The following is a 21,547-nucleotide window of genomic DNA, read 5'->3' as shown; positions in this document are numbered from 1 at the left end:
CTCTCCCTAATTAATAGCGTGCTTCACGGAACAACCCGAGGGCTTCCTGTACCGGTCTGTCCGAAAAACTGAATAAAACGGTGTCATCCGTGGTGTTGAACGACACGCCGTGCCACGTCGGCACCACGAAAACGTCTTTTGCTGAAAAGGTGAAGGTCTCGTTGCCGATAGTGACTTCACCGCGGCCTTCCACAACGTGATAGATGGTGCTGTCAGTCGTGCGTGCCCTGCGCGAGGTAAAGCCTTTTGGCAGCAGTTGCAGGAAGGTGCCCATCGATGGCATCGGGTAACCCCCGGTAACCGGGTTGACGTAGCGCATCTTGTAGCCGTCCCACGCGTCAGCTTCGCCGAGGCGTGTCAGGTCGTGCAGCGCTTCGCGGCTGCGGTCATAGCGGTAGTTGAAAATCGGTGACGAATTCCCTTTCTGGTAGCGCAGCGGTAGCATGTTGGCGGCGTAACGCGGCAGGTAATCGCCCTCCTGGCGCGACACCGGTTGCTGGTCTTCCGGGTAATCCTCTGCGAAGCCACAGCCAAGAATATTCACCAGCGGCAGATCCAGACCGTCCAGCCAGACCACCGGCTCATCGCCCGGGTTACCGTGGTCGTGCCATTGCCATTGCGGCGTCAGGATAAAATCGCCCTCGTGCATTTGCGTACGCTCGCCGTCAACGGCGGTAAACGCCCCTTTTCCTTCGACGATAAAGCGCAAGGCCGACTGGTTATGACGATGGCTGGGGGCGACTTCGCCTGGCATGATCAACTGCAACCCCGCATAGAGCGTTGACGTAATGGAGGATTGCCCGCGCAGCATGGGGTTTTCCAGCACCAGCACACGACGCACGGCCTCTTTGGCGCCAATCAGGTTGCCGCTTTCCAGCAGCAGCGGGCGAATTTCCTGATAGTTCCAGTACGCCGGAGCGCAGTTGGCATTCGGCGTTTGCGGCACCAGATGATGCAGCGATTCCCACAGCGGCGTGAGGTTCTGCCCTGAAATGCGCTGGTAATACTGCTGACGGTTGTTTTTAACTTCCTGATTATATTCAGACATAGGGATTCTCCTTATTCGTTCACGACGCCTGCACGCGGCAAGGCATCAGGGACAGAGGCTGACGGGCGGACAATTATCATCAGCAGGGCTAACAACACCGCGTTGATGACCGCCGGAACAGCGATAATGAAAAACAACGTATTGAAAGAGAAATTCATCGCTATCATCACGCCGCCGGACAGCGAGCCGACAATCGCCCCGCAGCGACCGACAGCGTTGGACCAACTGACGCCGGTTGCGCGGCTTTGCGTGGGATAGAGCACGGCGGTTAAGGCGTTCAGGCCAACCTGCGATCCGCTGATACCCACTCCGGTACCCAGAATCGCCAGCGCCATCAGCCATAAGCCGTTTTCACTCAGGCCAATCATGACGATGCACACCGCGCCCAGCGCATAGCTCACCGCCAGTACGAAAAACGGATTGTGTTTGTCCATCAGCAGGCCCAGCGCCAGCGCGCCCAGCGTCCCGCCGACCTGAAACGCGGCCGTCACCCAGGAAGCCTGTTGCAGGTCAATGCCGCGATGGTTTAACAGCGTCGGCATCCAGCTTGAGAGCAGGTAAATAATCAGCAGGCTCATGAAAAAGACGACCCATAACATCAGCGTAACGGGCAACTGGCGACCGGCGAAAAGCTGACGGATGCTGCCTTTGGCGATCGCCGCCGTTTCATTAAGGTAGAAATGGGTATTGTCGTGGCGCTCGCCGGTGATGGCGTGGACGGTACGGGCAATGATCGCCTGCGGTAACTGACGGCGCACCTGCCAGCGCGGTGATTCCGGCAACACCACCAGCAGTGCAAAGAACAGCATCAGCGGTAATACGCCGCCGAGCACCAGGATCCCATGCCAGCCAATCACCGACACCAGTTGCGCACTGACAATCCCTCCCAGCGCCGAGCCGAGGGTAAAGCCGCAGAACATCAGGGTGACCAGCGCGCCACGGCGACGGGTCGGCAGGTATTCTGAAGTCATGGTGATGGTGTTCGGCATGGCGCCGCCGAGCCCAAGTCCGGTCAGAAAGCGCAGAATCACCAGTGTCTGTAAATCTGGCGAAAATGCGGACAGCAGACTCAGCGCGCCAAACAGCGCGACGCAAAGTTCAATCACCCGTTTACGGCCGAAGCGGTCGGAGAGCGGCCCGCAAAGCAGCGCGCCGCCGGTCAAGCCTAATAAGCCCGCGCCAAACAGCGGCGCCAGATCGTTCACCGTCAATTGCCAGTGAGCGCGGATATCGGGTGCGATGAAGCCAATGGCCGCGGTATCAAAACCATCCAGCATGACCACCAGAAAACAGCAGATGATCACGTGCCACTGAACCTTGCCGACAGGAGCGGCATCGATCAGAGCTTGTAGTTCACGTCGTTGAGTCATAGTGAATGCCTCAGTGCAGGTAAGGTAAGAGGTCGTTTTGTTCTTGATATGTTACGAGTTTGTGGATTGGGCGATAAAATGTACAATGGCATTTCATGCAGAGACATAACCTGGAGGTTATAGCTAATGGCAAACTGGACGCAGAAACTGAAACTCCATCACCTGCAAATGCTGGTGGCACTGGGCGAACAGGGCAATCTGACCCACGTCGCCAGAATGATGAATATCACCCAACCGGCGCTGTCAAAATGGCTGTCACAGCTTGAAGATGAGATTGGGATCACACTCTTCGAACGGCACAGCAAAGGCTTGCGTCCCTCCGAAGGCGGGAAATTGTTGCTGCAACATGCTCAGCGGTTAATCAACGATATGGAGCGCTCGCAGTATGAAATGGCACGCTTTAAGGCGGGTGGGCTGGTCGGCAGCCTGAAAATCGGCTGTTCGCCAGTGGCGACCGACTGCGTCTCTCAGGCGATCCTCAGTCTGCTCAATGAGATGCCGATGCTGCATCTGAATATCGAAGAAAAGGTGATGACCCCGCTGCTGCATGATCTGCTGGCCGGGTCGGTTGATGTCGTGGTTGGCCGTGTCGGTGGCCGGGCGCTGCAACTGCCGCTGAACTATCAGGTGCTGTACACCGAACCTGTCTGCTTTGTCGCGCGTCCTCACCATCCGTTAGCCGGGCATGCCACGCTGACCTGGAATGATCTCGCCGACTGGCGCTGGATTGTCTGGCCGACAGGAACGCCAATCCGCATCAGCATTGATAACGCGCTGGTAGATAACGGCGTCATGCTGCCAGAGAACACCATCGAATCGGCATCGATGAACGTCAGCACCAACCTGCTGCAAAGCAGCGATATGATCTCCATTCTTTCTTTACGTTTGGCACAGCGCTATGCCAGCCAGGGGCAACTGGTGATCCTTAACCTGCCGAAAATAGAGCAGAAAGGAAGTGTCGGTGTTTTCTGGCGCAATAATGAAACCCCTTCCGCCGCGCTGAACCGCTTTTTGTATTTTCTGACGCAGGTTTAGCGCGGCGAAAAGGAATACAGCCTGAAAGACCGGCAGTCTGTTTTGCCTGTCACTTATCGAACGCGACCAGGTCCTGGAATATCAGATGCCCCCATTTTTTTCCGCGCGCATGCACAAGCAAGCCCCCTTCGGACAGGCCACCCAGCGGAACGGGTGAGAAACCGAGTGTTTCCGCAAGGACACCGACTTCCGCCAGGGCGCTGTCATCGTCACTCGCCAGGAATACGACTCTCCTGCCACCCTGCACGGCCGGATCCTGGTCAAGGACGGCAGCGACCAGATGATTGAAGCCTTTCACCAGCCTGGCGCCGGTAAACACCGTGGCGATGAAAGCAGAGGACGGGAGGCCGCCCAGTTCTTCTGGCGGGGCCAGCGTGTTCATTGCGTCGATGACGGTTTTCCCCTTCCAGCTCGGCAGTGCTTTTGCGACCTCGGGGTGCGATTCGAAACGGACCGCCAGGAAAATAGTGTCAGCCTTCAGGGCTTCCGCCAGGGTTTTGGGAATGATCGTCGGGCCAATTGCAGCCGCCTCGGCGGCAAAGCTTTCAGGATCGCGGGTGGTTGCCACGGCGACGTCGATGCCTTTGCGGGCGAACGCCCTGGCAAGCGCGTGGCCAATCTTGCCGAAACCAATAATTGCGTAGCTCATCTGTTTCTCCTTTGTTTTTTTACTCTCAGAGTTGCGCCAGTCCGCCATCGACGGCTATCTCGCTGGCAGTCATGTAGCTACTGTCTGACGATGCGAGGAAGGCGGCGGCGGCCCCTATTTCAGACGGGTCGCCCATGCGCTGGAGCGGGGTCATCGCGCCGTAGGCCTTCTGCCCCTCCTCGCCCAGCGCCTCCCTCGCGAGTTCAGTCGCCGTTGGCCCAGGCGACAGCACATTTACCCGGATACCGGTACCTTTAAGCTCCTCCGCCCAGGTACGTGCGAAATTCCGTATTGCCGCCTTGCTTGCACTATAAGCAGTGAACCCCGGCGCACCCGTGGTGCCAGCGCTCGATCCGGTCAGGATGATAGACCCGCCCTCATGCATCAACGGGAGTGCCTTCTGGACCGTGAAGATCGTGCCTTTCACATTGGTATCAAAGGTTTCGTCAATATGTTCAGCAGTGATCTGCCCGAGCGGAAGTGGGCTTCCCGCCCCTGCGTTGGCAAATACGATATCGAGGGTTCCGCGCTCCGCTTTCACCGCTGCGTAGAGACGATCGAGGTCGGCTTCACTGGAAACCGACCCTTTCACCGCGCGGGAATGGGGGCCGAGAACGGCCACAGCGGCGTCGAGGGCATCCTGTCGACGACCGAAGATAAACACGAAAGCGCCTTCCTCAATGAAACGCTTTGCCGCAGCGAGGCCGATGCCTGTCGCACCGCCAGTGACTACGGCGGTCTTTTCTTTCAATCTGTTCATGCACGTGCCCTTTCGTTTACGTTGCGTTGTTACTGGAGAAATGCCCAGGGGCGCTGTATAATGTGGATCACCGATCCAGATAATGAATATATGGAGCACTGATCCACTTGTCAACAAAACCAATGCGTGCTGACGCCCAAAAAAATCGTAACCAGATCCTCACCGTCGCGCGTGATGTTGTTGCCGAACATGGTGCTGATGTGTCGATGCGAGATATTGCCCGTCGGGCTAACGTAGGACTGGCTACCCTGCTGCGTCATTTCCCGACGCGGGAAGCCCTGTTTGAGGCGCTGCTGTGTACTCATCTGGACGCGCTGACGCAAAGGGCAACCGAACTCGAAACTTCGGTTTCAGCTGATAAGGCGCTTCTTGCCTGGTTCAAGGAACTGGTGGTGTTCACACAAAGCTACAGAGGTGTGGTCGCTATGATGGCCGCCGCGCATACGGATAAGGAGTCCGCACTTTATGCTTCATGTGCCGAAGTGCATTCAGCAGGCGCGCAATTGCTACAACACGCCCAGGCTGAGGGTATGGCGCGCACAGATATGAATGGCGATGACCTGTTCGCGCTAATAACGGCGCTGGGCTGGGCAGTTGACCAGCCATCATTCGCCTCGCGGGCAGATCATCTTGTTCAATTAATTACGAGCGCCATCCTGATAAGTCGGCCTGGTGATTAGGGCTGCCGATACTGCGGCGCCATGCCCCTGGTGCCTGGCCAAACTGACGCTTGAAGCTGCGGTTGAAGGACTGCTGGGAGTCAAAGCCCAGCGCGATCGCCACGCTCAAAATCGGTTCGTCGCTGTGGGTTAAGCGCTCGACCGATTTTTGCAGCTTTTGCACGCGGATATACTCGGCGAGAGGATACCCCGTATGTTCTTTGAATATCCGCTGGAGGTGCCATTTCGAATAACCGGCTCGCCTGGAAACGGTGTTAATGTCCAGACGGTTTTCAAGGTTGTTGTCGATCCAGTCGAGCAAATCGTGAATAAATGCGCCAGTGTTCATCTTGTCCCCCCACGCAGCGTATTAAAAAGCATCTTTGTCTGTTGCATTTAAAGGTGACCCGTTTTTGAATTAATTGCAAGTTTTATTGTTGCATTTAAATCCCTGCCGGAAACGCGTCTTTTGCTGCTGGCTGAAATAGCACATAAAGTGTATCAATTATTCTTGCACTAAATTTAGCGCCTCCCTACAATCCCCGCGATAGTGTATTCCCAACTCATACAGTTTTGTGGCGATGAACGACACAAATGGCCTTAAGCCAGCCCGGACAAAGGAAGTGGCGCGGCGTCCCCCGTTGCGTCTTGCCCGGCGGCTACAATTACCGGAATAAAAATAATGAGCCTGCAAAAACCCTGGGTTAACTTTCAGTTGCATGCACTGGGAGCGATGTTGCTCTCCGTACTGCTCGTCGGGTGCGACGACGGTGTCGCGCAAAACGCCGCGCCACAAGCGCCCGCCGTCAGCGCCGCTGATGTGGTAGTGAAATCCATTAGCCAGTGGGATAGCTTTAACGGTCGGATCGAAGCGGTGGAAAGCGTTCAGCTCCGCCCCCGCGTCTCCGGTTACATTGATAAAGTGAATTACACCGACGGCCAGGAGGTGAAAAAAGGCGAAGTGCTGTTCACTATCGATGACAGAACCTATCGCGCCGCGCTGGAACAGGCGCAGGCGACGTTGACGAGAGCCAAAACACAGGCCAGCCTGGCGCAAAGTGAGGCTAACCGTACCAATAAATTAATCAATACCAACCTGGTATCCCGTGAAGAATGGGAGCAGCGTCGTTCGGCTGCCGCTCAGGCGCAGGCCGACATTCGCGCTGCGCAGGCGGCCGTTGACGCCGCGCAACTTAACCTGGATTTCACCAAAGTGACCGCGCCTATCGAGGGCCGCGCCAGCCGTGCGTTGATCACCAGCGGTAATCTGGTCACCGCGGGTGACAGCGCCAGTGTGCTCACCACGCTGGTATCGCAGAAGACAGTTTACGTCTACTTTGACGTGGATGAGTCGACCTACCTTCACTATCAAAATCTCGCCCGCAGCGGGCAAGGGGCGTCCAGTAATCACCTGGCGCTACCGGTTGAGATTGGTCTCGTTGGCGAGGATGGCTACCCCCATCAGGGCAAAGTGGATTTTCTTGATAATCAGTTAACGCCGAGTACCGGCACGATCCGTATGCGCGCGCTGTTGGATAACGCACAGCGTCAGTTCACGCCGGGGCTCTTTGCCCGCGTACGCCTGCCGGGCAGCGCTGAATTCAAAGCCACGCTTATCGACGACAAAGCGGTACTGACCGATCAGGATCGCAAATATGTGTATATCGTTGATAAAGAAGGGAAAGCGCAGCGTCGCGATATCACGCCGGGGCGTCTGGCTGCCGGTTTACGCATCGTTCAGCAGGGGCTGAACCCTGGCGATAAAGTCATCGTCGATGGTTTACAAAAAGTGTTTATGCCGGGTATGCCGGTTAACGCGAAAACCGTTGCCATGACCGCCAGCACCACCGCCCTCAACTGATCCCTTACCTGAGAATCCGACACATGGACTTTTCCCGCTTTTTTATCGACAGGCCGATTTTCGCCGCGGTGCTGTCGATACTGATTTTTACCACAGGATTAATCGCCATCCCGCTATTGCCGGTCAGCGAATATCCTGACGTCGTACCGCCAAGCGTGCAGGTGCGCGCGGAGTATCCAGGCGCCAACCCGAAAGTGATTGCAGAGACCGTGGCGACGCCGCTGGAAGAAGCGATCAACGGCGTTGAAAACATGATGTACATGAAATCGGTCGCAGGCTCCGACGGCGTACTGGTGACCACCGTCACGTTCCGTCCGGGTACCGACCCCGATCAGGCGCAGGTTCAGGTGCAAAACCGGGTGTCACAGGCCGAAGCGCGTCTGCCGGAAGATGTGCGGCGTTTGGGTATCACCACCCAGAAACAATCGCCGACGCTCACGCTGGTGGTGCATCTGTTTTCGCCCGGCGGTAAATACGATTCACTGTATATGCGTAACTACGCCACACTAAAAGTGAAGGATGAACTGGCGCGTCTGCCCGGTGTCGGCCAGATTCAGATTTTTGGCTCGGGTGAATACGCGATGCGTATCTGGCTGGATCCCAATAAGGTGGCGGCGCGCGGGTTGACTGCCTCGGATGTGGTGACGGCGATGCAGGAGCAAAACGTGCAGGTTTCCGCCGGGCAGCTTGGCGCCGAGCCGCTGCCGAAAGAGAGCGATTTCCTGATCTCCATTAACGCCCAGGGTCGTCTGCACACGGAAGAAGAGTTTGGCAATATTATTCTGAAAACGGCGCAGGACGGCTCGCTGGTGCGCCTGCGCGATGTGGCGCGGATAGAAATGGGTTCTGGCAGCTATGCGCTGCGCTCCCAGTTGAACAATAAAGACGCGGTCGGGATTGGTATCTTCCAGTCTCCGGGGGCGAACGCCATCGATTTGTCTAACGCGGTGCGCGCCAAAATGGACGAACTGTCCACCCGTTTCCCGGACGATATGAAATGGGCGGCACCTTACGATCCAACGGTGTTTGTTCGTGATTCTATTCGCGCGGTCGTGCAAACGCTGCTGGAAGCGGTGGTGCTGGTTGTCCTGGTAGTGATTCTGTTCCTGCAAACCTGGCGCGCGTCGATTATTCCGCTGATCGCGGTGCCAGTATCGGTTGTGGGCACGTTCAGCATTCTCTACCTGCTTGGCTTCTCGCTGAATACCCTGAGTTTGTTCGGGCTGGTGCTGGCTATCGGTATCGTGGTGGATGACGCCATCGTGGTGGTGGAAAACGTTGAGCGAAATATCGAAGAGGGGCTGGCACCGCTTGCGGCGGCGCATCAGGCGATGCGTGAGGTTTCCGGGCCGATTATCGCGATTGCACTGGTGCTGTGCGCGGTGTTTGTGCCAATGGCGTTTCTCTCGGGGGTTACCGGGCAGTTCTACAAACAGTTTGCGGTGACTATCGCGATTTCAACGGTGATCTCGGCCATCAACTCGCTGACGCTCTCTCCGGCGCTGGCGGCCCTGCTGTTAAAGCCGTATGGCGCACCGAAAGACGTCCCTACCCGGATTATTGATCGTCTGTTCGGCTGGATTTTCCGTCCGTTTAACCGCTTTTTCCACCGTAGCTCGAGCGGCTATCAGGGGCTGGTGGGCAAAACGCTCGGCCGACGTGGTGCGGTGTTTGCTGTTTATGTGCTGCTGCTCTGTGCCGCTGGCGTCATGTTTAAAGCCGTACCCGGCGGGTTTATTCCTACACAGGATAAGCTGTATTTGATTGGTGGCGTGAAAATGCCGGAAGGCTCTTCGCTGGCTCGCACCGATGCGGTGATCCGTAAAATGAGCGAAATCGGTATGAATACCGAGGGCGTGGATTATGCGGTCGCCTTTCCGGGGCTGAATGCGCTGCAGTTCACCAACACGCCGAATACCGGGACGGTCTTTTTTGGCCTGAAACCGTTCGACCAGCGTAAACATTCTGCGGCGGAGATTAACGCTGAGATCAACGCTAAAATCGCACAAATCCAGCAGGGCTTTGGTTTCTCCATTCTGCCACCGCCGATTTTAGGGCTGGGTCAGGGGTCTGGCTATTCGCTGTATATTCAGGATCGCGCTGGTCTTGGCTATGGCGCGCTGCAAAACGCGGTAAACACGATGTCCGGTGCGATTATGCAGACGCCGGGAATGCATTTCCCCATCTCAACCTACCAGGCTAACGTTCCGCAGCTGGATGTGCAGGTTGATCGTGATAAGGCGAAAGCGCAGGGCGTGTCGCTGACCGATCTTTTCGGGACGCTGCAAACCTATCTGGGATCGTCTTATGTGAATGATTTTAACCAGTTCGGGCGTACCTGGCGCGTGATGGCGCAGGCCGACGGGCCGTTCCGCGACAGCGTGGAAGATATCGCTAATTTGCGTACCCGTAATAATCAGGGCGAAATGGTGCCGATCGGCAGTATGGTGAATATCAGTACCACGTACGGGCCGGATCCGGTGATTCGCTACAATGGTTATCCGGCGGCGGATCTCATTGGCGATGCCGATCCCCGCATCCTCTCTTCCACGCAGGCGATGACGCAACTGGGCGAGATGTCTCAACAGATACTGCCGAATGGGATGAATATTGAATGGACGGATCTGAGCTTCCAGCAGGCCACGCAGGGTAATACGGCGCTGATCGTCTTCCCGGTCGCGGTTCTGCTGGCGTTCCTGGTGCTGGCGGCGCTGTATGAAAGCTGGACGCTGCCGCTGGCGGTGATCCTTATCGTCCCGATGACAATGCTGTCCGCGCTGTTTGGCGTCTGGCTGACTGGTGGCGATAACAACGTGTTCGTGCAGGTGGGTCTGGTCGTCCTCATGGGGCTGGCCTGTAAAAACGCGATTCTGATCGTTGAGTTTGCCCGCGAGCTGGAAATCCAGGGGAAAGGTATTATGGAAGCGGCGCTGAACGCTTGTCGCCTGCGTTTACGCCCGATTATCATGACCTCCATCGCCTTTATTGCCGGGACGATCCCGCTGATCCTCGGCCACGGCGCGGGTGCAGAAGTGCGCGGCGTCACCGGGATCACGGTGTTCTCCGGTATGCTGGGAGTGACGCTGTTTGGTCTGTTCCTGACACCGGTGTTTTACGTTACGCTGCGTAAACTGGTGACGCGCGGCAAACCGGTAAGCGACGTTTTACCGGCGTAGGTTGTTGCAGATAATAAAAAACCGCCTTCAGTGTGAAGGCGGTTTTTTTTTCGTTATAAGGAGATAATTAAAGCGCTTTTTTATACCGGGCATTAATTTCAGGCACCGGATCGCACCCACTGGTATCCGCTTTTTTGACCTTTTCCAGCGCGCTTGCCACGGTATGGCGAGCTAATACCTCTAACGACGCCTGCTCTGCTTCATCAGCGATAGATTTGAAGTACCAGCAAGCGTTGGCACTGACCACGCAGCGAGCCGGTATGTCAGGACGCGACGCCCACAGCTTTTTATCTTCTATGACGGAAATGTAGATATCGCGCAGGGTTATCTTATCCGCCGGACGACCAAGATGAATGGAACCGTTGCGGCCAAGCGTTGAGACGATAATGCCGTCACGCGTGAGTGGAACCATTAATTTGCGGATAAAGCTCGGATTAGCTTCCAGACCGTAGGCCAGAATCGCACTCGTCGAACGTTCACCCGATTGCTCCGCCATCGCTACGCTGAGAACCATCTGCAAAGCTGTCGGGAAGCGGTAATCTAACATTTTATTGTCCTGGGTTGCGGTGAATCTTGTTCTTTTTGGCACCGCAGAGGTGAGTAATCAATGAGCAATAATATAACAAATACGGTAATTTTTTTGAAGCAATCTACGATTAACCTGACATGTCGTCCATCACACCACCGCTGACCACAGGAAAACCAGGCATATTGTCTTCTGCCTCTCCAGACGCAATTTGCGTACCAATTGGATAAACCTTTTGTTCTGTCATATCGCGCTCATAAAAAGCTGTATTGTTGTTTAATGTATACTAATTTAATGTCCTGCTGAATTGTTCAGAGTGGTTTATGTCTGTAATGACTGAAACGCCTGCGTCTGGTGACTGGATTGATTTTCGTCGTGATACAGAGACGGGTATTGAAAGTGTTAGCGCACATTTTAAAGGCCATGCGTATGACAGTCATGACCACGAAGAGTTACTTCTGGGCGTTACGCTTCAGGGAAGTCAAAGGTTTAACTGTCATCGCGCGCTGCATACCAGCACGCCGGGAAAGGCCATTCTCATTGAGCCGGGCGCCGTTCATGATGGTTATGCGGCACAGGAAAATGGATTCACTTATTCCATGTTGTATATTCCCCAACAATGGGTATCAGACAACCTGCAAAAGCGCAGTGGGGAAGATATCTCTATAGTACAGGCAGCTTTTCGCAATACCCTCACGGATGACAGGGTATTAATCATGTCGATTGTGCGGGCTTTTAATGCTCTGCATAACGGCGAAGGAAGGCTTGCGCGTGACGAAAGCCTGGACTTACTGCTTTCACATCTTATGCCTCATGTCGACCTGAAGCCCGCGGACAAATTAACCGACTCTCTCATTCGAATGAACAGAGTCAGGGATTACCTGATTGCTCATCTTGACACTAATCCAGGGCTCGATGAGCTGGCCAGTATAAGTGGTGTTGACCGGTTCAGACTGAGCAGACAATTCAAATCCGCCTTCGGTCAGTCCCCTCACGCTTATCTTGTCAGATTACGCCTTCGCACGGCGCGGCAACTCCTGGCCAGTGGTATTTCTCCATCAATGGTTGCATTGCAAACAGGTTTTGCTGATCAAAGCCATCTGGGACGCTGGTTCAGGCGTGCTTATCGTCTGTCTCCTGCCGCTTATCAGAAATACTGCTCAAACGTTCTATATTGATATTCCGTCAGCATGCGACCATGCATTATTCGCATCGCAGACAGGACTATGTTTTATGACGTTTGATACTAAGATTGCATTTATCGTGAGAGATGACTTACCCACCTGGCAACGACTGAACGTTGTCGCATTTCTGGCGACAGGCATCGCCTCAGCCGCGCCTGAAATTTTGGGTAGTCCTTACATTGATTCACTGGGCCGGACTTATGGCAATATGTCCGGGCAGCCCATGCTGATTTTTGAGGCAGGACTTGAAAAATTGCAGGCGGTTCACCGCAAAGCGCTGGAGCGGGAATTGATTGTTATTCCTTACATTCATGCCATGTTCTCCACCGGGCATGATGAGGCTAACCGCGAAGTATTTGCGGCGGCTGACGCAAACAACCTGGATTTGGTAGGGCTCGGTATCCGGGGTTCCAAAAAAGCCGTTGATAAGGCCATTAAGGGGTTATCCCTTCACAGTTAGATTAATTACTACCGTCAGCCATTGTTGGCATAAAGCCGTCTGTCAGGCACTCGCCAAATTAATGAATATGTAAGTATCCCGCATAATCGAGCTGAATCGCCACGGGTTTAACAGACACCTCAGAGTCATTTAAGATGACTTAAAGAGAGGTGCCCATGAGCGGTAAGCGTTATCCCGAAGAGTTCAAAATTGAAGCCGTCAAACAGGTTGTTGATCGCGGCCATTCTGTTTCCAGCGTTGCAACACGTCTCGATATCACCACCCACAGTCTTTACGCCTGGATAAAGAAATAGAATGCTATAACCGCTGATTTATCAAGGAAAAATTGACTTTGGTAGACTTCAGGAGACTTGAGTTTGGAGCGGGCGAAGGGAATCGAACCCTCGTATAGAGCTTGGGAAGCTCTCGTTCTACCATTGAACTACGCCCGCGGAGAGGTGCGTGGGACATTATAAACGTTACGTCCTGCCTGACAAGACTCGCCCACGCTAACTGGTGAGAAAATAATCTTTTAGCACTTAGGCTTACTGCCCTGCGGTGGCAGATAACGCAGTGGATCGATGGCCGTTGCGCGATAGCGGATCTGGAAGTGCAGCCGCACTCCGTCAGCATCGCTGCTGCCCATGGTCGCGATCTGTTGACCAATCTTCACGCTCTGACCGTTGTTCACCATCAGCTTGTCGTTATGCGCATAGGCGGTGATGTAGTCTTCACTGTGCTTAATCATTACCAGATTGCCGTAGCCGCGCAGTTGATTGCCGACGTAGACCACCTTCCCTGCGCCCGCCGCATATACCGGCTGACCACGTTGACCAGCGATATCAATGCCTTTATTACCGCCATCACGCGTTGAATACGGCAGTACCACTTTTCCGCTGGCAGGCCAGCGCCAGCAGCGTTGCCCGACTGGCGGCCATGAGGATGTCGGCACGGCGGAAGACGGCGTGACTTTTGCGGTTCGGGTGGATTTACTGCTCGCTTTCTTCGAAGAGCCTGACGTGCCATTCACTTTCAGCCGCTGCCCTACTTCGATGGTATAAGGCGGTGAAATGCCGTTAAGCCGCGCCAGATCTTTCACGCTGGTGCCGGTGAGACGTGAAATACGGTACAGCGTATCACCGCGCTTCACGGTATACGTCGCGCCGCTGTAGCTACCGTCAGAGCCCGATTTACTGCCAGAACAGCCAGCCAGCAGCAACCCGGCCAGCAGGCAAAGCATCAGACAAAACGGGGAGCGATTCAGGCGTCCTGCACGCAAAGCAAATCCTCAAACGGCGACAATCGGATGGCCTATGATAGCAGCATGAAGCAGGATGCCAATGCCTTGCAGGGCTTAAAATCACCCGATATAGCTAATCTGCAACCAAAAAAAAGCCCCTTTGCTCTCACGAGCCAGGGGCTTTTCACCGTCAGACGATTATTTCTGTGGGCGCAGGGCCGGGAACAGAATAACGTCGCGAATGGTGTGGCTGTTGGTAAACAGCATGATCATACGGTCGATACCGATACCCAGACCGGCAGTCGGCGGCAAACCGTGTTCCAGCGCGGTGACGTAGTCTTCGTCGTAGAACATGGCTTCGTCGTCGCCAGCATCTTTCGCAGCAACCTGATCTTTAAAGCGCTGCGCCTGATCCTGCGCATCGTTCAGTTCGCTGAAGCCGTTACCAATTTCACGGCCGCCGATGAAGAATTCAAAGCGGTCAGTGATTTCCGGGTTTGTGTCATTACGACGCGCCAGCGGAGACACTTCAGCCGGGTATTCGGTGATGAAGGTCGGCTGAATCAGGTGCGCTTCTGCCACTTCGTCGAAGATCTCAGTGACGATACGGCCCAGACCCCAGCTCTTCTCAACATGAATGCCGACAGATTCCGCGATGGCTTTCGCAGAGTCGAAGTTATCGAGATCCGCCATGTTGGTTTCCGGACGGTATTTCTTGATAGCTTCACGCATGGTCAGTTTGATGAACGGCTTGCCAAAGTCGAACGTGTGTTCGCCGTAAGGCACTTCCGTTTTACCCAGCACGGTTTCGGCCAGCGTACGGAACAGCGATTCGGTCAGCTCGATCAGATCTTTGTAATCAGCGTAAGCCATGTAGAGTTCCATCATGGTGAACTCAGGGTTATGGCGAACGGAGATACCTTCGTTACGGAAGTTACGGTTGATTTCGAAAACGCGTTCGAAGCCGCCAACAACCAGACGTTTCAGGTACAGTTCCGGCGCGATACGCAGGTACATGTCCATATCCAGCGCGTTGTGGTGCGTGATGAACGGACGTGCAGACGCACCACCCGGGATCACCTGCAGCATCGGGGTTTCTACTTCCATGAAGCCGCGCTCAACCATGAATTTGCGCATGCCAGCGAGGATTTGAGAACGCACTTTAAAGGTACGACGGGATTCATCATTCGCGATGAGATCCAGGTAACGCTGACGATAACGGGCTTCCTGATCCTGCAGGCCGTGGAACTTATCCGGCAGCGGGCGCAGGGCTTTGGTCAGCAGACGCAGTTCAGTACAGTGAATGGAAAGCTCACCCGTCTGCGTTTTGAACAGTTTACCGCGGGCACCAACGATGTCTCCGAGATCCCATTTTTTGAACTGCTCGTTGTAAATGCCTTCCGGCAAATCGTCACGTGACACATACAGCTGAATGCGGCCACCAACGTCCTGCAGCGTGACGAAGGACGCTTTACCCATGATTCGACGGGTCATCATACGGCCAGCAACAGAGACTTCAACGTTCAGGGAGGCGAGTTCTTCGTTTTCCTTTCCATCGAATTCAGAGTGCAACTGGTCAGAGGTATGATCGCGACGGAAATCATTCGGGAAAGCAACAGCCTGCTCTGCACGCAGCGCGGCCAGCTTTTCACGGCGGGATTTCAGTTCATTATTAAGGTCAATTGCCTCGTCGGCACCTTGTGCTTGTTGTTCAGACATTTTGGTTCCTCATAACCCTGCTTTCAAACTTGCTTCGATAAATTGATCCAGGCTGCCATCCAGCACGGCCTGGGTATTGCGGGTCTCTACACCAGTACGCAAATCTTTAATGCGCGAGTCGTCCAGGACGTAAGAGCGGATCTGGCTCCCCCAGCCGATGTCGGATTTAGTGTCTTCCATCGCCTGCTTCTCGGCATTCTTCTTCTGCATTTCCAGTTCATAAAGCTTCGCTTTCAACTGCTTCATGGCCTGGTCTTTGTTCTTGTGCTGTGAACGGTCATTCTGACACTGCGTCACCAGCCCGGTCGGAATATGGGTAATACGTACCGCTGATTCCGTACGGTTAACGTGCTGCCCGCCCGCGCCTGACGCGCGATAGACGTCGATACGCAAATCAGCCGGGTTGATATCGATGTCGATATCGTCATCCACTTCCGGGTAGACAAACGCGGAGCTGAACGAGGTATGGCGGCGGCCACCGGAGTCAAACGGGCTCTTACGTACCAGACGGTGAACACCGGTTTCCGTGCGCAACCAGCCATAGGCGTAGTCACCGGAAATTTTGATGGTGGCGGATTTCAGGCCCGCAACTTCACCTTCTGACTCTTCGATGACTTCGGTTTTGAATCCGCGCGCTTCGGCCCAGCGCAGGTACATACGCAACAGCATGCTCGCCCAGTCCTGCGCTTCCGTACCACCGGAACCGGCCTGAATATCGAGATAGCAGTCAGCACTGTCGTATTCACCAGAGAACATGCGACGGAATTCTAACTGAGCCAGCTTCTCTTCCAGTTGATCAAGCTCAGCTACCGCTTCATTGAAGGTTTCTTCGTCGTCGGCCTCAACGGCCAGCTCCAGTAAGCCGGAAACATCTTCCAGCCCCTGGGTCATTTGATCCAGCGTTTCCACGATGGCTTCGAGGGAGGAACGTTCTTTGCCCAGCGCCTGTGCGCGTTCGGGTTCATTCCAGACATCCGGCTGTTCCAGCTCGGCGTTTACTTCTTCGAGACGCTCTTTCTTGGCATCATAGTCAAAGATACCCCCTAAGAACGTCGGAACGTTCGGTGAGATCCTGAATGCGGTTTTTTACCGGATTAATTTCAAACATGGTCTGTTTTCTTTAATGGACTTGTAAAATGCGGCGATAAAGTCGGAATTTTAACGGATTTCCGCCTTTTTTTATAGCGAATATCACGGTTATCCGGGCCAGATATTGTCAATGATAAGCTGTACGCTTCGGTTGCCACGAAACTCATTGATATCCAGCTTATATGCCAGCTCCACTTCACGCACGCCGTTATCGGGCCAGCAGGTGGTGTCGATATTAAAAGCGATGCCATCCAGCAGCGGCCCGCCGCCGACAGGCTCCACCATCACCTTCAGATGCCGCTCACCCACGATGCGCTGTTGCAACAGGCGAAAGCGTCCGTCGAACAGCGGCTCTGGAAACATTTGTCCCCACGGACCGGCATCGCGCAACATCTGCGCCACTTCCAGCGTCATTTCCGCCGGAGAGAGCGGGCCATCGGAGACCACTTCGCCCTGCAACAGCGAGGGGTCGAGCCATTCGGTCACCAGTTCGCCAAAGCGCCGCTGGAACTCGTCGAAACGCGCCTCTTCAAGCGACAGCCCCGCCGCCATGGCATGACCGCCGAATTTGATCATCAGCCCCGGATGCAGCGTATCCAGCCGCTCCAGCGCATCACGCATGTGCAGCCCCTGAATGGAGCGCCCGGAGCCTTTCAGCGTGCCATCACCCGCAGGGGCGAAAGCAATCACCGGGCGGTGAAAACGTTCTTTGATCCGCGACGCCAGAATGCCCACCACGCCCTGATGCCATTCGGGGTGATACATCGCCAGCCCGCCCGGCAGCGTTGCCCGGCTGCGTTCCAGTTTTTCACACAGGGTCAGCGCTTCCGCCTGCATCCCCTGCTCTATCTCTTTACGCGTCTGGTTGAGCGCATCAAGCTCGTTCGCCAGCACCCGCGCTTCACCGGGGTTGTCGCACAACAACAGCGCCACGCCGACAGACATATCATCCAGCCGCCCCGCCGCATTCAGCCGCGGGCCCAGCGCAAAGCCGAGATCGCTTGCCGCCAGTTTCTGCGCGTCACGATTAGACACTTCCAGTAAGGCTTTGATCCCCGGACGGCATTTGCCCGCACGGATGCGGCTCAGCCCCTGCCAGGTAAGAATGCGGTTGTTGGCATCAAGCGGCACCACGTCAGCGACGGTTCCCAGTGCCACCAAATCCAGCAGTTCCGCCAGATTCGGCACCGCGATGCCGCGCGTCTCAAACCAGCCGTTATCACGCAAGTGCGTGCGCAACGCCAGCATCAGGTAAAACGCAACACCGACTCCCGCCAGTGATTTCGACGGGAAATCGCAGTCGCGCAGATTAGGGTTGATGATCGCCTCAGCGGCAGGGAGCGTGTCACCCGGCAGGTGGTGATCCGTGACCAGCACCGGAATGCCCAGCGCATGCGCGCGTTCCACACCGGCATGGGAAGAAATGCCGTTATCGACAGTGACGATCAGTTGCGCGCCACGCGCATGCGCCTGTTCAACCACTTCCGGGCTGAGGCCGTAGCCGTCCTCGAAACGGTTAGGCACCAGATAGGAGACGTTTTCACAGCCCAGCGCACGCATAGCCAGCACGCTCAGCGCCGTACTGGTGGCGCCATCGGCGTCGAAATCGCCCACCACCATGATCCGCACTCCTTCGCGGAAGGCGTTGTAGAGGATCTCTACGGCTTTCTCCACGCCGCTGAGCTGTTGCCAGGGCAGCATCCCTTTGACGCTTCGTTCGAGATCGTCGGCGCTTTTTACACCGCGGCTGGCGTACAGACGGCGCAACAGAGCGGGAAGATCCCCGGGAAGCTGCACCGTGTCGTCGACTTCACGACGACGAAGTTGAATCTGTGCTTTCACGCGAATCAGTTACCGCTGGTCTGTTTCTGGTGTGCGTCCAGGAAGGCTTTCATCTCTTTTGGCCCCTGGTAACCCGGTACGACATAGCCATTGTTCAGCACAATCGCTGGCGTGCCGTTCACGCCAAACTGCACGCCGAGCGCATAGTGTTTAGCGATATCAATGTCGCAGCTTGCCGGTTGTACATCTTTACCGCCCATCGCGTCATCAAAGGCTTTGTTACGATCCTTCGCACACCAGATGGCTTTCATATCCTGCTCCGCCTGGCTCTGGATACCCTGACGCGGGAACGCCAGATAACGCACGGTAATGCCCAGCGCGTTGTAGTCTTTCATCTCTTCATGCAGCTTGTGGCAGTAGCCGCAGGTAATGTCGGTGAAAACCGTAATGACGTGTTTTTCCTGCGGCGCTTTGTAGACGATCATCTCTTTTTGCAGCGCATCCAGGCGAGTCATCAACAGTTGATTGGTGACGTTAACCGGCTGCGCGCCGCTGACGTCGTACATTGGTCCCTGAATAATGTGTTTGCCGTCTTCGGTCACATACAACACGCCGCTGTCGGTCAGCACGGTTTTCATGCCCGCCACTGGCGCGGACTGAATATCCGGATTCTGAACGCCAAGTTTGGTCAGCGACTGTTTGATGGCGGCATCATCCGCATGAGCCATTCCGGACAGCGAGGCGGCCAGCAGAGTGAACATCAGTAAACCTTTTTTCATACCTTTTCCTTTTTATCAGCACTCACGCTCGCGGGTGATGCTGTTGATGAAGTTGCCGCAGGCGTTCGGTGGCGACATGGGTGTAAATCTGCGTCGTTGAAAGATCGCTGTGCCCCAGTAACATCTGCACCACGCGGAGATCCGCGCCGTGGTTCAGCAGATGTGTCGCGAACGCATGTCGTAACACGTGCGGCGATAGTTTTTCGCTGTCTATGCCTGCCAGTTGGGCATAGTGTTTAATTCGGTGCCAGAAGGTCTGACGCGTCATCTGTTGCGCGCGCTGGCTGGGAAACAGGACGTCAAGGGAGACGCCGTTCAGCAGCCAGGGGCGACCATACTCAAGGTAATTCTCCAGCCAGTAAATGGCCTCTTCGCCCAGCGGCACCAGCCGCTCTTTGTTGCCTTTACCAATGACGCGCACCACGCCCTGTCGCAAACTGATATCGCTCATCGTCAGGCTTACCAGCTCGGTCACGCGAAGCCCTGTGGCATACAACACCTCCAGCATGGCTTTATCGCGTAACTCCAGCGGCTGGTCAACCAGCGGCGCCTGTAAAAGCCGGTCAACCTGCGCCTCGCTGAGATCTTTCGGCAGCCGCTGCGGCAGTTTTGGCGACGCCAGACGCGCGCTCGGATCATCAGTGCGGATTTTTTCGCGATACAGATGCTGGAAAAGCCGACGCATGGCACTCAACAACCGTGCAGAGCTGGTGGCTTTATAACCGCCCGCCTGCCGCTCCGCCAGCAACGACTGGAGATCTTCGTTCGTCACCGTCTCAAGCGTTAACCCGCGATGCTGCAACCATTCAACCAGCATGGACAGATCCCGACGATAGGCGTTGAGCGTATTTTCCGCCAGATTTTTCTCAAGCCACAACGCATCAAGAAACTGTTCGATAAGTGCGAGATCCTTTTCCACATCGGCCCCTCTGAGTTTGCAACCCGTGCCATTATGCCTGAACAGACCGCATTTCTGTTACACTAGCGCGAAGTCATAGCAAGAAATGAGATGTTCAGGCGATGAAGATTGGTCTTTTCTACGGTTCCAGTACCTGCTACACCGAAATGGCGGCGGAGAAAATTCGTGACATTATCGGTAGCGAACTGGTCACGCTGCATAATGTGAAGGATGACTCACCAGCACTCATGGAGCAGTACGATGTGCTCATCCTCGGCATCCCTACCTGGGATTTCGGTGAAATTCAGGAAGACTGGGAGGCCGTCTGGGACCAGCTTGATACGCTGAACCTGCAGGGCAAAATCGTCGCGCTGTACGGAATGGGTGATCAACTGGGTTATGGCGAATGGTTCCTTGACGCGCTTGGCATGCTGCACGACAAGCTGGCGACGAAAGGTGTGACATTCATTGGCTACTGGCCAACAGAAGGTTACGAGTTCACCAGCCCGAAACCGACCATTGCTGACGGGCAGTTGTTCGTCGGCCTCGCGCTGGATGAAACCAATCAGTACGATCTGAGCGACGAACGCATTCAGACCTGGTGCGAGCAAATTCTCGGCGAGATGGCCGAGCAATTCGCCTGACGTCACACACTATTCCTGCGCCGGTCTTTGCAGAATGACCCGGCGCAAATCGCGCCACTCTTTGTTATCCATGCTGTCTGCCGCCAGCCACAAATGCTGGCTGCGACGTTGCCCCATCCGACGCAAACGCAGCAACATACCAAAACTCAGCATCCACGGTGTGCCGAGGATTTCCCACTCCTGATTTTGCCAGCGAAGCCGCCCGTCCATCAGCAATTTGATTTCACCCTGCCGGGCGTTAATTCGCCGCTGGCTGCGTACGCTGTCGAACACCACCAGCGACAGCAGCAACAGCCACAACGGGGTGTAACTGAGGGGCCAGGGCATCAGCAATACTACCGCCGCCACAACACCATGCAGCAGCAGAGAAATCCATTGCGAGCGCCACGAGACGCGAAGATCAGATTGCCACAGGACCACGTTCCCGATTCCGTGTCTGAATTAAGAGCACCATGCGCTGTAACCCGGCATCGTCGGGTTTTCCGTGATTCATCAGCCAGTTAAACAGATCCGGGTCGTCGCACTCCAGCAGACGAATAAAAAGGCGCTTGTCGTCGTCAGTCAGCGTGTCGTACTCATGCTCAAAAAACGGCATGATGGAAATATCAAGTTCACGCATACCACGACGGCATGCCCAGTGGATGCGAGATTTATTATTAATGTCCATGTTGTCCTTCCTGCATAACAAT

Annotated in this window: 21 protein-coding genes, 1 tRNA gene and 1 pseudogene; 8 read left to right on the top strand and 15 right to left on the bottom strand. The window is 55.2% G+C overall.

Features of this window, described 5'->3' with window-relative positions:
* Positions 1-10: 10 nt before the first annotated feature.
* Together gtdA and mhbT are read right to left on the bottom strand one after the other, a co-directional pair.
* Entirely contained in the window at positions 11-1,048 is a 1,038-nt protein-coding gene (gtdA, locus tag AOY23_RS03815; RefSeq protein WP_054177511.1) for a gentisate 1,2-dioxygenase, read from the bottom strand.
* An 11-nt stretch (positions 1,049-1,059) separates the two neighbouring features.
* Positions 1,060-2,418: a 3-hydroxybenzoate transporter MhbT gene (mhbT, locus tag AOY23_RS03810; protein WP_054177510.1), complete on the bottom strand. Its 1,359-nt coding sequence runs from the start codon at positions 2,416-2,418 to the stop codon at positions 1,060-1,062.
* Between the two features lie 126 nt (positions 2,419-2,544).
* Between mhbT and AOY23_RS03805 the strand changes: the two genes are divergently transcribed.
* Positions 2,545-3,453 carry a LysR family transcriptional regulator gene (locus AOY23_RS03805; RefSeq protein ID WP_054177509.1) on the top strand — a complete coding sequence of 303 codons (909 nt, stop codon included), beginning with the start codon at positions 2,545-2,547 and terminating at the stop codon, positions 3,451-3,453.
* Between the two features lie 49 nt (positions 3,454-3,502).
* Here the strand turns inward: AOY23_RS03805 and AOY23_RS03800 are convergent, their stop codons facing one another.
* Together AOY23_RS03800 and AOY23_RS03795 are read right to left on the bottom strand one after the other, a co-directional pair.
* Complete coding sequence (locus tag AOY23_RS03800; protein ID WP_054177508.1) at positions 3,503-4,102, bottom strand: NADPH-dependent F420 reductase; 600 nt, start codon at positions 4,100-4,102, stop codon at positions 3,503-3,505.
* Positions 4,103-4,127: 25 nt separating this feature from the next.
* Entirely contained in the window at positions 4,128-4,862 is a 735-nt protein-coding gene (locus AOY23_RS03795) for an SDR family NAD(P)-dependent oxidoreductase (RefSeq protein ID WP_054177507.1), read from the bottom strand.
* A gap of 107 nt (positions 4,863-4,969) precedes the next feature.
* On the opposite strand from AOY23_RS03795, the gene AOY23_RS03790 reads away from it, so the two are divergent.
* Positions 4,970-5,542 carry a TetR/AcrR family transcriptional regulator gene (locus tag AOY23_RS03790; RefSeq protein WP_200906031.1) on the top strand — a complete coding sequence of 191 codons (573 nt, stop codon included), beginning with the start codon at positions 4,970-4,972 and terminating at the stop codon, positions 5,540-5,542.
* Here AOY23_RS03790 and AOY23_RS03785 read toward each other — a convergent pair.
* A complete protein-coding gene (locus tag AOY23_RS03785; protein ID WP_054177505.1) occupies positions 5,505-5,870 on the bottom strand; it encodes a helix-turn-helix domain-containing protein in 366 nt (121 codons plus the stop codon). The genes AOY23_RS03790 and AOY23_RS03785 overlap by 38 nt on opposite strands.
* A 333-nt stretch (positions 5,871-6,203) precedes the next feature.
* Here AOY23_RS03785 and AOY23_RS03780 point away from each other — a divergent pair, with 333 nt between their 5' ends.
* Together AOY23_RS03780 and oqxB are read left to right on the top strand one after the other, a co-directional pair.
* Entirely contained in the window at positions 6,204-7,382 is a 1,179-nt protein-coding gene (locus tag AOY23_RS03780; protein WP_054177504.1) for a multidrug efflux RND transporter periplasmic adaptor subunit OqxA, read from the top strand.
* A gap of 23 nt (positions 7,383-7,405) precedes the next feature.
* Positions 7,406-10,558, top strand: a complete 3,153-nt coding sequence (oqxB, locus tag AOY23_RS03775; RefSeq protein ID WP_054177503.1) for a multidrug efflux RND transporter permease subunit OqxB — start codon at positions 7,406-7,408, stop codon at positions 10,556-10,558.
* A 67-nt stretch (positions 10,559-10,625) separates the two neighbouring features.
* On the opposite strand, the gene AOY23_RS03770 is transcribed toward oqxB, so the two are convergent.
* Positions 10,626-11,105 (bottom strand): efflux pump transcriptional repressor OqxR, encoded by a 480-nt coding sequence (locus tag AOY23_RS03770; protein WP_054177502.1) that lies wholly within the window; start codon positions 11,103-11,105, stop codon positions 10,626-10,628.
* A gap of 302 nt (positions 11,106-11,407) precedes the next feature.
* Here AOY23_RS03770 and AOY23_RS03765 point away from each other — a divergent pair, with 302 nt between their 5' ends.
* The 3 genes and pseudogenes from AOY23_RS03765 to AOY23_RS03755 form a co-directional block, all read left to right on the top strand.
* On the top strand, positions 11,408-12,262 hold the full coding sequence (locus tag AOY23_RS03765) for an AraC family transcriptional regulator (protein ID WP_054177501.1): 855 nt from the start codon (positions 11,408-11,410) through the stop codon (positions 12,260-12,262).
* 55 nt (positions 12,263-12,317) lie between these two features.
* Positions 12,318-12,728 (top strand): DUF2000 domain-containing protein, encoded by a 411-nt coding sequence (locus AOY23_RS03760; RefSeq protein ID WP_054177500.1) that lies wholly within the window; start codon positions 12,318-12,320, stop codon positions 12,726-12,728.
* 155 nt (positions 12,729-12,883) lie between these two features.
* Positions 12,884-13,018, top strand: a pseudogene (locus AOY23_RS03755) (transposase); the annotation flags it as partial.
* Positions 13,019-13,085: 67 nt separating this feature from the next.
* On the opposite strand, the gene AOY23_RS03750 reads toward AOY23_RS03755, so the two are convergent.
* The 7 genes from AOY23_RS03750 to xerD form a co-directional block, all read right to left on the bottom strand.
* Positions 13,086-13,159: transfer RNA gene (locus AOY23_RS03750), tRNA-Gly, on the bottom strand.
* An 80-nt stretch (positions 13,160-13,239) separates the two neighbouring features.
* Complete coding sequence (gene actS / locus AOY23_RS03745) at positions 13,240-13,986, bottom strand: amidase activator ActS (RefSeq protein ID WP_054177499.1); 747 nt, start codon at positions 13,984-13,986, stop codon at positions 13,240-13,242.
* A gap of 159 nt (positions 13,987-14,145) precedes the next feature.
* Positions 14,146-15,666 carry a lysine--tRNA ligase gene (gene lysS / locus AOY23_RS03740; protein WP_054177498.1) on the bottom strand — a complete coding sequence of 507 codons (1,521 nt, stop codon included), beginning with the start codon at positions 15,664-15,666 and terminating at the stop codon, positions 14,146-14,148.
* 9 nt (positions 15,667-15,675) lie between these two features.
* Positions 15,676-16,774 (bottom strand): peptide chain release factor 2 gene (prfB, locus tag AOY23_RS03735; RefSeq protein WP_152958428.1). Its coding sequence is split into 2 segments (ribosomal slippage): positions 15,676-16,698 and positions 16,700-16,774, totalling 1,098 coding nucleotides; the frame shifts between segments, so codons are not numbered across the junction.
* Between the two features lie 89 nt (positions 16,775-16,863).
* A complete protein-coding gene (recJ, locus tag AOY23_RS03730; protein ID WP_054177496.1) occupies positions 16,864-18,597 on the bottom strand; it encodes a single-stranded-DNA-specific exonuclease RecJ in 1,734 nt (577 codons plus the stop codon).
* Between the two features lie 5 nt (positions 18,598-18,602).
* The gene (gene dsbC, locus AOY23_RS03725; RefSeq protein ID WP_054177495.1) at positions 18,603-19,316 is read right to left on the bottom strand and encodes a bifunctional protein-disulfide isomerase/oxidoreductase DsbC; all 714 of its coding nucleotides are present in this window, start codon (positions 19,314-19,316) and stop codon (positions 18,603-18,605) included.
* Positions 19,317-19,338: 22 nt separating this feature from the next.
* Positions 19,339-20,235, bottom strand: a complete 897-nt coding sequence (gene xerD / locus AOY23_RS03720) for a site-specific tyrosine recombinase XerD (RefSeq protein WP_054177494.1) — start codon at positions 20,233-20,235, stop codon at positions 19,339-19,341.
* A gap of 101 nt (positions 20,236-20,336) precedes the next feature.
* Here xerD and fldB point away from each other — a divergent pair, with 101 nt between their 5' ends.
* Complete coding sequence (fldB, locus tag AOY23_RS03715; protein WP_054177493.1) at positions 20,337-20,858, top strand: flavodoxin FldB; 522 nt, start codon at positions 20,337-20,339, stop codon at positions 20,856-20,858.
* A gap of 9 nt (positions 20,859-20,867) precedes the next feature.
* Here the strand turns inward: fldB and AOY23_RS03710 are convergent, their stop codons facing one another.
* Both AOY23_RS03710 and sdhE read right to left on the bottom strand, forming a co-directional pair.
* Positions 20,868-21,278, bottom strand: coding sequence for a protein YgfX (locus AOY23_RS03710; protein WP_054177492.1), 411 nt, complete (start codon positions 21,276-21,278; stop codon positions 20,868-20,870).
* Entirely contained in the window at positions 21,259-21,525 is a 267-nt protein-coding gene (gene sdhE / locus AOY23_RS03705) for an FAD assembly factor SdhE (RefSeq protein ID WP_054177491.1), read from the bottom strand. The genes AOY23_RS03710 and sdhE overlap by 20 nt, the downstream gene beginning before the upstream one ends.
* Positions 21,526-21,547 lie beyond the last annotated feature (22 nt).

The sequence above is a fragment of the Trabulsiella odontotermitis genome (assembly GCF_001297775.1).
GTDB lineage: Bacteria > Pseudomonadota > Gammaproteobacteria > Enterobacterales > Enterobacteriaceae > Trabulsiella > Trabulsiella odontotermitis.
Note: the sequence above shows the minus strand (reverse complement) of the source record. Positions and strands in the feature narration are given on the sequence as shown.

Bases quoted from the DNA above. Each gene is read 5' to 3' on its own strand.
- gtdA (WP_054177511.1), bottom strand. From the start codon at position 1,048: ATGTCTGAATATAATCAGGAAGTTAAAAACAACCGTCAGCAGTATTAC.
- mhbT (WP_054177510.1), bottom strand. From the start codon at position 2,418: ATGACTCAACGACGTGAACTACAAGCTCTGATCGATGCCGCTCCTGTC.
- AOY23_RS03805 (WP_054177509.1), top strand. From the start codon at position 2,545: ATGGCAAACTGGACGCAGAAACTGAAACTCCATCACCTGCAAATGCTG.
- AOY23_RS03800 (WP_054177508.1), bottom strand. From the start codon at position 4,102: ATGAGCTACGCAATTATTGGTTTCGGCAAGATTGGCCACGCGCTTGCC.
- AOY23_RS03795 (WP_054177507.1), bottom strand. From the start codon at position 4,862: ATGAACAGATTGAAAGAAAAGACCGCCGTAGTCACTGGCGGTGCGACA.
- AOY23_RS03785 (WP_054177505.1), bottom strand. From the start codon at position 5,870: ATGAACACTGGCGCATTTATTCACGATTTGCTCGACTGGATCGACAAC.
- AOY23_RS03780 (WP_054177504.1), top strand. From the start codon at position 6,204: ATGAGCCTGCAAAAACCCTGGGTTAACTTTCAGTTGCATGCACTGGGA.
- oqxB (WP_054177503.1), top strand. From the start codon at position 7,406: ATGGACTTTTCCCGCTTTTTTATCGACAGGCCGATTTTCGCCGCGGTG.
- AOY23_RS03770 (WP_054177502.1), bottom strand. From the start codon at position 11,105: ATGTTAGATTACCGCTTCCCGACAGCTTTGCAGATGGTTCTCAGCGTA.
- AOY23_RS03765 (WP_054177501.1), top strand. From the start codon at position 11,408: ATGTCTGTAATGACTGAAACGCCTGCGTCTGGTGACTGGATTGATTTT.
- AOY23_RS03760 (WP_054177500.1), top strand. From the start codon at position 12,318: ATGACGTTTGATACTAAGATTGCATTTATCGTGAGAGATGACTTACCC.
- lysS (WP_054177498.1), bottom strand. From the start codon at position 15,666: ATGTCTGAACAACAAGCACAAGGTGCCGACGAGGCAATTGACCTTAAT.
- dsbC (WP_054177495.1), bottom strand. From the start codon at position 19,316: ATGAAAAAAGGTTTACTGATGTTCACTCTGCTGGCCGCCTCGCTGTCC.
- fldB (WP_054177493.1), top strand. From the start codon at position 20,337: ATGAAGATTGGTCTTTTCTACGGTTCCAGTACCTGCTACACCGAAATG.
- sdhE (WP_054177491.1), bottom strand. From the start codon at position 21,525: ATGGACATTAATAATAAATCTCGCATCCACTGGGCATGCCGTCGTGGT.